The sequence below is a fragment of the Cupriavidus taiwanensis genome, assembly GCF_900250075.1.
GTDB lineage: Bacteria > Pseudomonadota > Gammaproteobacteria > Burkholderiales > Burkholderiaceae > Cupriavidus > Cupriavidus taiwanensis_C.
The window spans coordinates 2,740,617-2,753,434 of sequence record NZ_LT977071.1 but is presented as its reverse complement, the minus strand read 5'-3'; the positions used below and the strand labels follow the sequence as shown (position 1 = coordinate 2,753,434).

Sequence of the window (12,818 nt, the reverse complement as noted above, 5' to 3'; positions counted from 1 at the left end):
GGCAACCACGATGATCCTGCTTCAGCAACCCACCGTGCGCGACGCCACGGTGCTTACCCGCCTACCGCAATCGTTCCGGCGGCAGGATCGGGACAACGCGTGGTCGCTGGCCAATCGCGGCGGTGCGGTCACGGAGTCATTCCTGGAAGGCCCGGTCTGGTCGGAAGGCCACCTGTGGGTGACCGACATTCCCTATGGCCGCGTGTTCCGCATATCGCTGCAGGGCAGCTGGGAACTGGTGGCCGAGTACGACGGCGAGCCGAACGGCATGAAGCGCCTGGCCAGCGGCGACTTCCTGATCACGGACTACCGCAACGGGCTGATGCGGCTGGACCCGGAGACCGGCGCCGTGACGCCGTTCCTTGAGCGCAGGAATTCAGAGCGCTTCCGCGGTGTCAACGACCTGACCTTCGATTCGGCGGGCAACCTGTACTTCACGGACCAGGGCCAGACCGGGATGCACGATCCCACCGGCCGCGTCTACCGCCTGTCGCCCGCGGGCAAGCTCGATGTGCTGCTGAACAATGCGCCAAGCCCGAATGGCCTGGTGCTGTCGCCCGACGAGAAGGTGCTGTACGTCGCCATGACGCGTGGCAACTGCGTGTGGCGCGTGCCGCTGCAGGCCGACGGCTCCGTCAGCAAGGTGGGCCGGTTCTTCACGTCATACGGACCGAGCGGTCCGGACGGGCTCGCCATGCGTGCCGACGGATTCCTGCTGGTGGCCAATCCGGGGCTTGGCTATGTCTGGGTGCTGAACCATCGCGCCGAGCCGGTCGAAGTCATCCGCACGCCGGTCGGCGCATCGTTGACCAACCTGTGCTTCGGCGGCGCCGACGGCAAGACGCTGCTGATGACGGAATCCACCACGGGGACGATTCTGAGTGCGGAGGTGCCCGAAGGCGGTGCGCCGGTGCATGGCGGGATTGTGGCCTGACGATTGCCATGGTTGCCCGGCGCATCGTCGGGAAGCGGGCGCCTCTGGGTCACAGGGTCACAGGGTCTCAGGGTCTCAGGGTCTCAGGGGTCCGTTCGACCCTGTGCCTTGGGCGGCGGCGCACCGATATCGATTTGCAGGCTGGGAAAGGCCTCGGCCGCCGCGGCGACAGCTTCCTGCCTGGTGGAAAAAGTCTCGGTCAGCGAGACGACGAAGCCATCCGTCAGCATCCGGACGTGCCATCCGCCGTCGTCTTCGCGCATGACCAGGACGAAAGGGGGCTGCGCGGGAGCGGCATCGGGCATGATGAAGCGGACATTCATACGATAAGGCGAGCGGGCGCATACGGTCGCGGGACGCATGGGGACCAGTGCGCGGCAATCCGACTGGAAAAAAGGGCTGGCCCGCGGCCAGCCCTTTCCCACTGCAAGCTACAACTACCGGGTAACGATCAGACCCAGACCAGGTCCGACGTCGACAGGCTGCCCAGCTGGTTCGCCGCGCCCAGCAGCGCGACTTCGTGCTCGGCCTGTACGAAGGCCTGGGCGCCGTTGTTCAGCGTGAAGTCGAGCGGGTTGAACGCCTCGCCTTCGGTGTTGAACAGCAGTTGCAGGTCGGTGCCGCTGGCGTTGTAGTTGAACGAGCCGTCTTCGTTGTACGTGCCCACGCGGATCACGACGTTGACCGGATCCAGGCCGTCGCCGATGTAGAAGGCGAATGCCGGCAGGCCGTTGCCGCCCGGGGCGTTCGTCACGTACATGGCGTAGTCGCCCTGGGCCAGCGGGTTCGACACGTCGACCAGGATGGTGTCCTCGGCCACCTTGAAGTCGGTGATGACGTCCTGCTTGGCCGCCGCGCCCGGGTTCGTCGACTTGCCAGCCTCGGCCAGGTGGTTCTGGTCGAAGTTGAAGTAGAACGAATCCGCGCCCGCGCCGCCGGTCAGCACGTCGGCGTGGAGGCCGCCGGCGATGAAGTCATCGCCTGCGCCGCCGTCGAGCGTGTCGTTGCCTTCGCCGCCGAACAGCTCGTCGTCGCCCGCTTCGCCGTTGATCACGTCGGCACCGCCGTTACCAAACAGCGTGTCGTCGCCGGCGCCACCGTTGAGCGTATCGGCGCTGTTCGAGGCGTAGACCACATCACGCTGGCCCGAGCCGATGAAGGTGAACGCTGCCGCGTCGGACGGATCTTCCATCACGATCGTCACGCCGCTGCCCTTGAGGGCCGATGCGTCGATGGTGGCGAAGTTGTTGTCCTCGAACGCGAAGCCGGTGACCTCGCCGGAACCCGACAGGATCAGCTTGCTGTCGGCGCCGGCCTGCTCGTCCAGGTCCAGGCGCACCAGGCTGGAGTAGCCGACCGGGATGTCGAGGCCGGCATAGCCTTGACCATTCGCCCACACCGTACCGCTGGCGTCACCGTTCACCGAAGCGCCGGCAGCCACGTCGACCTTCATCAGGTTGACGGAGGCAGCCTGCAGCCATTCGCCGCCTTCGAAGCCGCCGAGCAGGTGCATATGGCCCGAAGCCGCGGCAGCAATGTCGATGCTGGTGATGGTGGCGCGCTTGTCAGCGCCGGCGGCATCGATGCCCCACGAGGTGAACTCGGTGCTGATGCCGGTGCTGAGCTTCACGGTTTCGAGGTCGCCGGCGGCACGGGCATCACCCACGCGGCCGATCTCGATGTCGCTGTCGGTGGCGCCTTCCACGACCAGGTGCTGCAGGTTGGTCGCTTCATCCATCAGGCTTTCGAACTGGCTGCCCAGCGACAGGTCGCCCAGGCCGGTCGACTTGATGCTCAGGCGCTGCACGGTGTCGCCATCGAGGATGACGCTGTCCGTGAAGTTGTTGCCATCGATGGTGAGGTTGCCAGCGGAGTTGTTGGTGATCGACAGGTCGGTGGTGTAGCGGCCCGAGAACGAGTCGTCCACCTGCAGGCCGCGGGAAATCACCACGCTCTCGCTGCCGTTGTGGCTCAGCGCCACCTTGTCGGCGTTGATGACGCGGATGCCCGACGGATTGCCGGCGTTGCCGATCGCGCTGGTGGTGCCTTCGATGTTGATATCGAGCGTGGTCAGCGCCTGGCCGTCGTAGTCCACTTCGACGCCCTGCGCCAGGTTGCCCTGGATGTTCAGGGTCTTCAGCGTGCTGTCGAAGTTGTTGAAGTCGGCACGGCCGGTCGAGGCCTTCAGGTTGATCGTGGCCAGGTCGTTGATGTTGGTGCCGTCCAGGTGGACCGCGTTCAGGAACGTGGCGTCCAGCGTCTCGACGCGGCTCATGGTCGGCGCGCGGTTGGCTTCGGCGACCGTGGCGTTGGCGTCGAACACGGCGACGACCTTGTCGGCGCCGGCACCGCCGTCGATCACGTCACCCGTGCGCAGCGAGTCGCCGACGTTCAGCACGTCGTTGCCCGAGCCCAGCTTGACGTTGACCTGCTGGTCCGATTCCGAGATGTTCAGGTTCAGGTTGGCCAGTGCGCCCGAGGCGTCGATGGTGGTCAGGGTCGAGTCCAGCGCGCCCTTGATGCCGAAGTTCAGGCCGGCCTGGCCGCCCTTGATGTTCAGCGTCTTGGTACCGTCGCCGATCAGGTCGGTCAGGTTCGACTCGAAGCCAGCCTTGTCATCGTTGATGGTCAGGTTGATGGTCTCGACGTCGAAGCCGGCATCGGTGTTGATCTCGACCGTCGCGTTGACTTCCTTGACCGAGACGTTGGCTTCCTTGCCCTGGATCTGCTGGCCGTCGAAGTTCAGCGTGATCTTGTCTTCGGCCTGGATCGCGTCGACGAGGTCATACTGCGTGGCGGCGCCCTGCAGGTCTTCCAGGCTCACGTCGCCCTTGACCTTCTCGACCACGACCTGCTGGATGTCGGTCCAGTTCTTGGTGGTGACGGCGACATCGCCGGTCGGCTGGATGGTGACCTTGCTGGCGCCGGCGATGGTGGTGCCGGAGTAGAGATCCTGCTTGGCAGCCAGGCTCAGCACGACCTTGCCCGGGCCGGTGATCGAGTCGCCCTGGGTCAGGGTCTCGGTGCCGCCGGTCACGGTATCGGCGGCGCCGAGCGTGATGGTGTCGATGGCGGTGGTCAGCACCTTGCTGCCCGGTTGCGGCGCCGGGCCAGCAACGATCTTGTCGATCGCGGCTTGCGGGTTGCCACCCTCGCCAGGCTGGTCGACCGGCTTGAGCCAGTCACGCGCCTGCTGCGCGGCCCAGTCGCCGCTGTACTTCAGGATTTCGGTGGTGGTGTTGAGGGCCGCGGTGAAGCCTTCGGCCGCGGCCAGCTTGGCGTCGATGGCGACCTTGTCGCTGCCTTGCGCGCCGTTGACGATGTCCAGCGCGATGCTCGCCAGGGTGGCCTTGGGCGGGTTTGCCGCGAGCAGGCCGGTATAGAAGGCGAGGCCGGCCGGTTCGGCGTCACGGCCGAACATCTGCTGGTAAATCGCGTTGATCTTCTCGCCGTGGGTCTGGCCGCCATACAGCGCAGTCGACTCGGCCGAGTTGCCGAAGGCATCGATGATCGCGTTCAGATTGCCACCGACACCGTCCAGCTTGGTGGCCCAGAACTCCAGGCCCGTCGGATCGGCCGGGCGGCCGTAGTAGGCGACGTAGACCTTCTGTACCTGATCGTAGTAGGCAGATGCTGCCATAGTGTTCTCCTGGGAATAAAAACAAGCGATCTGGACTTCGGCCTGCCGTCCCGCGGCGCGGGCCAGTACGAAATCCGGATCTCGCTTCCGTTGCAGCCTGCAAGGTCAACGACATTGGCAGTGCAGGCTGCGACACGCTGCAAAACGCGTCGGGGGCAGTATCCGGAAATGCGCACGTCGAATCAGTGACTGGGGCCACAAAAACGCGCAAAGGCAGAGGCCGTGCATCGGTGCGCCGAAACGCTTGCGGTGGAGAACGACGCCAACGCGCCGTTGGCGTGACGCGCTACCCGGCGCCGTGGCTCGTTGCCAGTGCGCAGACCGGGATCTCGAGTTCGCGCGCAAGCCGGCTCAGCAAGTCGGCGGCGGGCCGGCGGCGGCCGGTCTCGATCATCGAGATATAGGCGCGCGTTACACCGACGCGCTCGGCCAGTTGAGAACTCGGCAAGCCGCGAAAGCGGCGCCATGCGCGCAGCTCGGAGCTGCCGGCGGAAATCGCGGCCTGCACCAGCAGTGGCGGGCAGAACGAAGCCGCGGTACCGGCATCCTTTCCCGCTTCCTCCAGCAGCCGCTGGATGCAGCCCCTGATGTCCTTCCACGTCCGCTCGGGAACCAGCACGAAGCGCCGGCCCTCGTACTCGATGAACTCCACCTCATGCATGTCGTCTTGCCCTGAGAAGCGCACCGGGTGGTGCGTACCTGTCGAAAGGCAAGGCTAGCCGATGGCATGCGCACGGGGATGTGACAGGTGTCACAGCATTGCCGCCGCCGTCCCCTTTGGTGGGGTGTCTATCGAACTCGCGGCAAGTTGTCTTGCTTTTCTGACGAAATGACTTTAATAATTCGTCTGAGATTTATTGCAAATTCATCTGTTATGGCAAACATGCCATGTCAATACCGAATTTCGGCGACGCGCAGGTTACCCATGTTTGGGTGATGAGCGGGGCCGCGATTGCGGGCACCATGTTGTGCCGGCAATGTCCGAACGATGTGTCCGGGGCATGGGCGCATCGATAGCAATACTGCCTTGGTCTGTGTATTGAGGTTTTTGCTTTACCAACGAAAAAGACCGTGATGCAAAGCACGGCTCGACGGGGAATGAAGGTGGTTGAACGAATAACAATAGTGGTTCGTACGGAAACGGGTTGGGCGATCGAGCAGCATGTCGGAGAATTTGCCGTCGTCTTCAATGGGGAGTACCTGAGCTGCATGCAGGCCAAAGAGGCAGCCGAGCGGCTCTTCCCCAATCAGCATGTCACAGTCGCGCCGGTCAGCCGGCATCCACATTCAGGGCCGGCTGCCAAGCCAAGGCCAACGCGACGAACAAGGCGGGGTACACACTGAGCATGGCGGGCGCATGATTTCGCAGATGCGCCTGCCCTCACCCCGGCCCCTCTCCCGCAAGCGGGAGAGGGGCGCAAACTAGCAAGAGAGCAGACCCGTGGCCTCACCCGCGACAACGCGTGCGAGCGCAGCGATGCGCTCCGTGCCCGTGCGCTTGACCCGAGATGATGGGCGCGTGCGGCGCAGCCGCAGGCGACCCACCGCGCCACCGCTCCCTTCCCACAAAAAAAGATGCCAGGCGTGCGGGGGCAGCCTGGCGATAACGGGAAAGTTGGCGGGGTCATTGCGCCAACAGGACCCACTATAGAAGCTCGCGATCCACCCGGCTGTGATCGGTATCACAAGCCCCTACGGGCGCCCGCGCGCGCGGCGGTGCCGGCTGAATCTCCATGTCCCGCAACACGATGCCACTTCGCAAACCTTCGTCAGGCTCGCGCACGAAGAACGACGGGCGCTGTTTTTGCGCGTCATAGACGCGTGCCAGATAGACGGCCAGCACACCCACTGCGAGCAGCAACAGGCTGCTGAACGCTGCCTGCGCAATGATCACGGTGGTAAAGCCGTCCAGGGCATTGCCACTGAGGTAGCGCGCCACGGTCTGCACGATCAGCAGGAAGCTCAGCACCACGCCGGCGAAGCCCGCGATGGCGACCGCCTGCAGCGGCAGCGACGAGAATGCCACCAGGCTGCGCAGCGAATAGCGCAGCAAGCCGGCCACCGACCATGAGGAATGCCCCGCTTCCCGAGGCGCCACGTCGAAGGGGATATCTACCTGACGGAATCCCACCCACGCCACCAGCCCGCGAAAGAAGCGGTCGCGCTCCGGGCAGCGCAGCAGCGCATCGGCTACCTGGCGGTCGAGCAGCTTGTAGTCGCTGGCGCCTTCGAAGGAAAAGCCGGTGGCGCGCTCGAACATCCGGTAGAACAGGCGCGACGCCGTGGCATAGGCAGCGTGCTCCTCGCCGCGATGCCGCTTGCGCGCATTGACCACGTCGGCGCCGGCGCGCCAGGCACTGATCATCTGCGGGATCAGCGCGGGCGGATGCTGCAGGTCCGCGTCGATGAAGAGCAGGCCGCGGCCGCGGGCACAGGCCAGCCCCGCTTCCAGTGCCGCCTCCTTGCCGAAGTTGCGCGAAAAATGGATGGCGCGCACGAACCGGTGGCGCCGTGCCAGCTCGTCGGCAACCGCCGCGGTCTGGTCGCTGGAACCGTCATTGACGATCACGATCTCGAAGCGCGAGACGGCCTGTGCGAGTTCGCTGACGATACGGGGCAGCGCGAGCGGCAGGCTGGCCGCTTCGTTGTACGCGGGGATGATGACGGACAGCTCCGTCGGTTCGCTGGCGTGCATGGGAATCACCTGGTGCCGGAGCTACAGAAGTGCAGACCATGCCGGGCCAGGCAATGGGTGGTCCACCCGCGCCCGGCAATGTACTGCGCGTCATACGGCGGCCCGAGCACGACCAGCACGCCTGGCGCAAGCCCCTGTCCGGACAGGGCCGCGGCGAAGCGCGTGCAGTCGGTCTGCTGGCGTGCGCCGGAGAGACTGTTGATGGCGAGGCCGCCACGCGCGGCCAGCAGCTGCAGGGCGAATCCGCCATGCATGGCGGCTCGGTCGTCGGAGCAGCCCACTGGCGGATGGAACGCCAGCGCGGCATGGCGCCCGACCAGCGCGCCGACCAGCGGGTCGGATGACACCGGGTCCATGGGCTTCTCGGCAACGACGACCGAGCGCAGCACCGCGGTGTCGAGCCACTGCAGCGCGGCGACGGCCACCATGCAGGCAGCGGCCGTGCGCGGACGGTAGCAGCGCGCCAGCCCATACAGCACGAAGGCGGCAATGGCATAGCCCACCGGCCAGAAGAAGCGCCCCGAGGCGCGGAAGGTCGCGCTCAGGCCCTGCAGGCCCGCCGGCCAGTCGTAGCGCAACAGGCGATAGCCGCCGGCATACACAGTGGTGGACAAGGCGTAGAGCGTCAGGCAGGCCAGCAGCGCCAGCAGCGGCCATTGCCGCCGGGCCGCGGCGCGCAGCGGAGCGCCGCGGCCCGCGCAGGCGGCTCCCGCCACCAGCAGCAGGCCTGCCAGCAGGCCCAGGCCGAGGTAGTTGAATCCCTCCATCTGGCCCGGCGTGCCGCGCGCAAAATGCCCGCTGCCCGGCAGCAGGCCGCTCTTCCCCATCGCGCCGAACGGCGCGAGCAGGTTCATCGAGTAGATGCCGAAACCCTCGCTGCCGCGCACCAGGCCCTGGCCGAGATAGCCGCCGAGCGCAAGCGCAAAGCCAAGCGTGCCCAGAGTCAGGCCGACGGCCGCCAGGGCGCTGCGCGCCGCGCCAGGCTGCCGCGCAAACGCCGCACGCAGTGCGCTCAGCAGGAAGAACGGCAAGGTCATGGCCAGCAGGTAGGGATGGATGCCCAGTGCCACGACCAGCAGGGCTGGCCACCTCCAGTCCAGCTGCGCGCGCACCATGGCCACGGGCGGGCGCAGTGCCAGCGCCAGCGCGAGGATCAGGACGAACTGGCCGCACAGCGCCAGATGCCACATCCAGTAACGGAACAGCAGGGCAGGCATGACCAGGGCCAGCACCGTGCCGGCGGCAACGTGAACGGCCTGGCGCAGGCCCAACCGGTCCAGCAGCAACGTCATTGCCCAGGCTTGTCCCAGCATGCAGATCCAGAGCCAGGCGGGCGTCAGTTCCGGCGCCGCGCCGCCGGCCCGGTACCACAGCTTGCCGGCCAGGGCAAAGAGCGGAATGCTGTCGGTGAAGATCACGCTGCGCACGCCGTCGAGGCCGGGCACGCGCATCGAGAACAGCGGCAGCCGCCAGCTATCGGCGTAGTAGTACCAGGCGCCGGCCAGCGCCTGTGCCTGGTCGCCTTGCGGAAAACGCAGGGCCGGATCCGTGCCCAGCATCACTGCCGGCGACAGCACCGCGGGCGCAAGGATAAGCGCCGTGAGCAGCGCAACGGCGATGCGCCGGCCGAGCGACAATTCAGTTGACGCACGCTGGAGAGCCACGCGCAAGGCGCTGGCCATCATGGCGTACCGGCCGCACGCGCACGGAACAGCCAGCGCATCGCAACGAAGTTGACGACGGCCATCACCACTTCCGCCGCCAGCTTGGCCACCAGCAGCCGCTCGCCACAGAGTCGCAGTGCCAGTGTCAGCACCACTGGCGAGAGCGCCACGCCGGCGAGCGTCAGCACGCCGTAGCCACCGCCCTGGCAAAGCAGCCCGTGCGCATCCAACCCGCCATGGCGGAAGGAATAGCCCTTGTGCGCGACGAAACCGATGATGGCGCCGGCGCCACGGCTCGCCGCCTGCGCCGCCGCCGGCGCGACACCGGCGTGCGTGAGCGAAAGGAACAGCGCGATATCCGCGAGCAACAGCGCGCAGCCGGTCACCACGTAGCGGCCGAAGGTCGTGCGCACCGGCAGCGCATGCACGCCGCCGTGCCGGTGCTGACGCGTCATGGGCAAGCTCCGGTGGCATGCAGATGCTCGCGCAGCACGACTACCGGCGGTGCCGCACCCCGCAGGAAGCGCAGGCGCGCGGCGTGCTGCAGCCGGGCCAGCGCGATGTCGATATCCGCCGCCGGTCCGCCGGCCGCGCGGCGCGCCTGCGAACCGGCCTCGGCGGAAGCCGTGCATGGAATGCGGACCCCGTCCACCATGATGTCGAACTGAATGGCGTGGCTCATGCTCTGGCTGCCTTGCTTTTCTCGCTGACTCAAAGCGGCTAGCGTAGCCGGCGGACTGCACCCGTTCCGTGATGGGTGTCACATTCCTCCGCGTGCCGTCACCCGCGCCCCGTGGCGAGCAGTTCGCGATAGACCTCGAGGGTTTCGCGCGCGCAGCGCTGCCAGCTGAAGCCGGCGGCGCGGCGCAGGGCGCGTGCGCCGATGGCCGCACGCCAGTGCGCGTCTTCGCAGGCGCGCAACATTGCCGCGCTGAAGCCATCGATGTCGTCCGGGTCCAGCAAAACCCCGCCATCACCCACCACGTCCGGCAGCGCCGAACGGTCCGAGCAGATGACCGGTACCCCGCAGGCCATGGCTTCTAGCGGCGGCAGGCCGAAGCCTTCGTAGATGGACGGGTAGACCATGGCGCAGGCGCCGGCGACCAGGCTCGGCAGATCCGCGTCGGGCACGTAGCCCGCCACGCGAACCTCGCCCCGCGCCACGGCCGGTGCCATCTCGCGCTCCAGCTCGCTGGTCAGCCAGCCCTTGATGCCGGCAAGCACCAGCGGCATATGGCGTCGCAGCGCGGCCGGCAACCGCTGGTGCGCGCGCAGCGCCGTGGAAAGCCGCTTGCGCGGCTCCAGGGTGCCCAGTGCCAGCAGATAGCCGCCGGGCAGCAGACCCTGGCGTGCGAGCACCGGCGCAAGCACGTCGGCCGCAAGGGGCCGGAACGCCGGCGCGACGCCGTTGTGGACCACCCTGACCTTGCCGGGGTCGACCTCGCACAGTGCCAGCAACTCGGCGCGCACGAAGTCGGACACCACGATGACGCGGTCGGCCCTGGCCAGCGCGCGCGGAAACCGCCGGCGCATCAGGTCGACCCGTGCAGCGGGATGGGTCTCCGGATAGCGCAGCCACGATACGTCGTGCGCGGTGAGTACGGTCGGCAGCGCGCCGTAGCAGAAGGGCAGGAAGTTGGTCTCATGGTAGAGCGCCGCCTCGCGCGGCAGGCCCGCGCGGAACCGGTGCGCCTGCCACGCGCGCGAGGCGGCATGCGCCAGCCCCGAGCGGCGCAGCAGGCCTCGCCCCGCGGTACGCCATGCGGCGGGGCGCGCGGCATTGTGCGGCGCCAGCCCATCGGCCCCGGCGTGAGCGCTGGCGCCGCGAGCCTCGCTCCAGCCTGTGCCCAGGAAACAGTGCGGCGCCGCGCCAAGCGCCGCCAGCTCGCGCACCAGGTGACGCGTGTACTGGCCGATCCCGGTCAGCGGGGATGACAGCGAAACGGCACCCACCGCGACGCACAGCGGCTGGGCCAGGAAGCAGGAGGACAGGGGCATGAGGCGCAACCATAGCGAGCCGGTGGCCGCCGTTCTGTGACAGCCATCACACTGCGCCGGTGCGCGCCACGAGAGACTCTGCCACCAGCGCCGACCCGGACCGGATGCCAAGCCACACACTGACATGAATATTCTGCACGTCTTCAAGGTGTACTACCCGGACTCGTACGGGGGCATCGAACAGGTCATCCGCCAGCTCGCGCGCAGGCAGCCCGACGGCCTGGCGCACGAGGTGTTCACCCTGAGCCGGCATGGCGGTGGCGCGCAGCGCGAGCTGGAGATCGACGGCGTGCGCGTCACGCGCGCGCGTGCGCACCTGTCGCCAGCCTCGACGCCGATCTCGTTCAGTGCGCTGGCGCAGTTCCGGCGCGCGGTGGCGTGGGCCGATGTCGTGCAGTACCACTTCCCGTGGCCCTTTGGCGACGTGCTGCATTTTGCCGCGGGCGTGCGCGTGCCGGCGCTCGTCACCTACCACTCCGACATCGTGCGCCAGCGCCTGCTGATGCCCCTGTATGCGCCGCTGATGCATCGTTTCCTGGGCAGCATGCAGGCCATCGTCGCCACCTCGCCCAACTACCTCGAAACCAGCGACGTACTGCGTCGCCATCGCGCGCGCGTGCACACCATCCCGATCGGCCTCGATGCCAGCGAATGCGAGGCGGACCCCGCCCGCGTCGCCATGTGGCGCGAGCGCGTGGGGGAGGGCTTCTTCCTGTTCGTCGGCGTGATCCGCTACTACAAGGGCCTGCATATCCTGATGCAGGCGTGCCGCGACGCGGCGTTCCGCGTCGTCATCGTCGGCACCGGGCCGCAGGAAGACGCCCTGAGGCAACAGGCCGTCGCGCTGGGGCTGGACAACGTGACGTTCCTCGGCGTGCTGCCGGATGCCGACAAGCATGCGCTGCTGTCGCTGTGCCGGGGTGTGGTGTTCCCCTCGCACCTGCGGGCCGAGGCTTTCGGCGTCACGCTGCTCGAAGGGGCAATGTTCGGCAAGCCGCTGGTGTCTTCCGAGATCGGCACCGGCAGCAGCTACGTCAACGTGCACGATCACACCGGCTACGTTGTGCCGCCGGCCGATCCCACATCCCTGCGTGCCGCGCTCACGCGCCTGCACGCCGACGCCAGCCTGGCCGCAACCCTCGGCCGTAACGCCCGCGCCCGCTTCGTTGAAAAATTCAGCGCCAGCACGATGCGGCGGCGTTACCACGCGCTCTACGAGAGCGTGCTGCGCGATGGCGCGGTGACAACGCCGGCGGGCGAACCGGAGTTCCGGCGCTGGTGAACGTGGGGCGCGGGAAGGGAGGCAGCCTGCGGCGGAGCAGGGGCTGATCGCGGCTCGGCGGGATGACGAGTGCTCGGCAGGTTTTTGTGTCGGACTTCGTGGATGCGCCGGCCCTCTCCCCCGCCCCTCTCCCGCAAGCGGGAGAGGGAGAAAACCAGCGGGCAACAAAAGTCAGAGGGCTCGCAAGCGACAACGCGTGCGAGCGCAGCGATGCACTCCGTGCCCGAGCCGTAGGCCTGAGCTAGTGAGCGCGCGCAGCGCAGCCGAAGGCGTCCCACCAATAACGCCGTTAGCAGGCGGCCACCGACCTAAAGTCGGGTTCGTCCATCCAACCTCGAACGTCAGGCACATCCAGGTAGCGTCAGCAGGGCCGAACCACCAACTGCCTCACCGTAAGTCACCACCGTTCGAACCTCCGACACCGCCTTGGCCAGCCGCCCAGGCGACGCGCTCTTTGCCTCCTTTCTGTCGCTCGGACAGAAAGGAGGTCGCCGGCTGCGCCGGCGAAACAGCCACGCCCGCCAAGCACGACAGCCATCCGCATTGCCTAAAGAAAACCTCTCACCCACCAAAACAAAACCAACCGTGACCCACCTCACACAATT

General features: G+C 67.3%; 10 protein-coding genes. 2 read left to right on the top strand and 8 right to left on the bottom strand.

Annotated elements, in window-relative coordinates; all coding sequences use genetic code 11:
- Positions 1-10 precede the first annotated feature (10 nt).
- A complete protein-coding gene (locus tag CBM2588_RS28660) occupies positions 11-934 on the top strand; it encodes an SMP-30/gluconolactonase/LRE family protein (RefSeq protein ID WP_115683604.1) in 924 nt (307 codons plus the stop codon).
- Positions 935-1,017: 83 nt separating this feature from the next.
- Here the strand turns inward: CBM2588_RS28660 and CBM2588_RS28655 are convergent, their stop codons facing one another.
- The 8 genes from CBM2588_RS28655 to CBM2588_RS28620 form a co-directional block, all read right to left on the bottom strand.
- Positions 1,018-1,257, bottom strand: a complete 240-nt coding sequence (locus tag CBM2588_RS28655) for a hypothetical protein (RefSeq protein ID WP_115683603.1) — start codon at positions 1,255-1,257, stop codon at positions 1,018-1,020.
- Between the two features lie 128 nt (positions 1,258-1,385).
- Positions 1,386-4,574, bottom strand: a complete 3,189-nt coding sequence (locus tag CBM2588_RS28650) for a hypothetical protein (RefSeq protein WP_115683602.1) — start codon at positions 4,572-4,574, stop codon at positions 1,386-1,388.
- A gap of 286 nt (positions 4,575-4,860) precedes the next feature.
- Entirely contained in the window at positions 4,861-5,235 is a 375-nt protein-coding gene (locus CBM2588_RS28645; RefSeq protein WP_115683601.1) for a helix-turn-helix domain-containing protein, read from the bottom strand.
- Between the two features lie 984 nt (positions 5,236-6,219).
- Complete coding sequence (locus CBM2588_RS28640) at positions 6,220-7,269, bottom strand: glycosyltransferase family 2 protein (RefSeq protein WP_115683600.1); 1,050 nt, start codon at positions 7,267-7,269, stop codon at positions 6,220-6,222.
- 5 nt (positions 7,270-7,274) lie between these two features.
- A complete protein-coding gene (locus CBM2588_RS28635) occupies positions 7,275-8,954 on the bottom strand; it encodes a DUF6311 domain-containing protein (RefSeq protein WP_147298452.1) in 1,680 nt (559 codons plus the stop codon).
- Positions 8,951-9,388 carry a GtrA family protein gene (locus tag CBM2588_RS28630; protein WP_172583690.1) on the bottom strand — a complete coding sequence of 146 codons (438 nt, stop codon included), beginning with the start codon at positions 9,386-9,388 and terminating at the stop codon, positions 8,951-8,953. Before CBM2588_RS28630 ends, CBM2588_RS28635 begins: the two co-directional genes overlap by 4 nt.
- Positions 9,385-9,615, bottom strand: coding sequence for a hypothetical protein (locus CBM2588_RS28625; protein ID WP_172583689.1), 231 nt, complete (start codon positions 9,613-9,615; stop codon positions 9,385-9,387). Before CBM2588_RS28625 ends, CBM2588_RS28630 begins: the two co-directional genes overlap by 4 nt.
- Positions 9,616-9,713: 98 nt before the next feature.
- Positions 9,714-10,931, bottom strand: coding sequence for a glycosyltransferase family 4 protein (locus tag CBM2588_RS28620; RefSeq protein WP_231942310.1), 1,218 nt, complete (start codon positions 10,929-10,931; stop codon positions 9,714-9,716).
- 124 nt (positions 10,932-11,055) lie between these two features.
- Here CBM2588_RS28620 and CBM2588_RS28615 point away from each other — a divergent pair, with 124 nt between their 5' ends.
- Positions 11,056-12,213: a glycosyltransferase gene (locus tag CBM2588_RS28615; protein ID WP_115683597.1), complete on the top strand. Its 1,158-nt coding sequence runs from the start codon at positions 11,056-11,058 to the stop codon at positions 12,211-12,213.
- Positions 12,214-12,818 lie beyond the last annotated feature (605 nt).

What these genes read in the sequence shown, in the direction of transcription:
- CBM2588_RS28660 (WP_115683604.1), top strand. Translation starts at nt 11, where the DNA reads ATGATCCTGCTTCAGCAACCCACCGTGCGCGACGCCACGGTGCTTACC.
- CBM2588_RS28655 (WP_115683603.1), bottom strand. Translation starts at nt 1,257, where the DNA reads ATGAATGTCCGCTTCATCATGCCCGATGCCGCTCCCGCGCAGCCCCCT.
- CBM2588_RS28650 (WP_115683602.1), bottom strand. Translation starts at nt 4,574, where the DNA reads ATGGCAGCATCTGCCTACTACGATCAGGTACAGAAGGTCTACGTCGCC.
- CBM2588_RS28645 (WP_115683601.1), bottom strand. Translation starts at nt 5,235, where the DNA reads ATGCATGAGGTGGAGTTCATCGAGTACGAGGGCCGGCGCTTCGTGCTG.
- CBM2588_RS28640 (WP_115683600.1), bottom strand. Translation starts at nt 7,269, where the DNA reads ATGCACGCCAGCGAACCGACGGAGCTGTCCGTCATCATCCCCGCGTAC.
- CBM2588_RS28635 (WP_147298452.1), bottom strand. Translation starts at nt 8,954, where the DNA reads ATGATGGCCAGCGCCTTGCGCGTGGCTCTCCAGCGTGCGTCAACTGAA.
- CBM2588_RS28630 (WP_172583690.1), bottom strand. Translation starts at nt 9,388, where the DNA reads ATGACGCGTCAGCACCGGCACGGCGGCGTGCATGCGCTGCCGGTGCGC.
- CBM2588_RS28625 (WP_172583689.1), bottom strand. Translation starts at nt 9,615, where the DNA reads ATGAGCCACGCCATTCAGTTCGACATCATGGTGGACGGGGTCCGCATT.
- CBM2588_RS28620 (WP_231942310.1), bottom strand. Translation starts at nt 10,931, where the DNA reads ATGCCCCTGTCCTCCTGCTTCCTGGCCCAGCCGCTGTGCGTCGCGGTG.
- CBM2588_RS28615 (WP_115683597.1), top strand. Translation starts at nt 11,056, where the DNA reads ATGAATATTCTGCACGTCTTCAAGGTGTACTACCCGGACTCGTACGGG.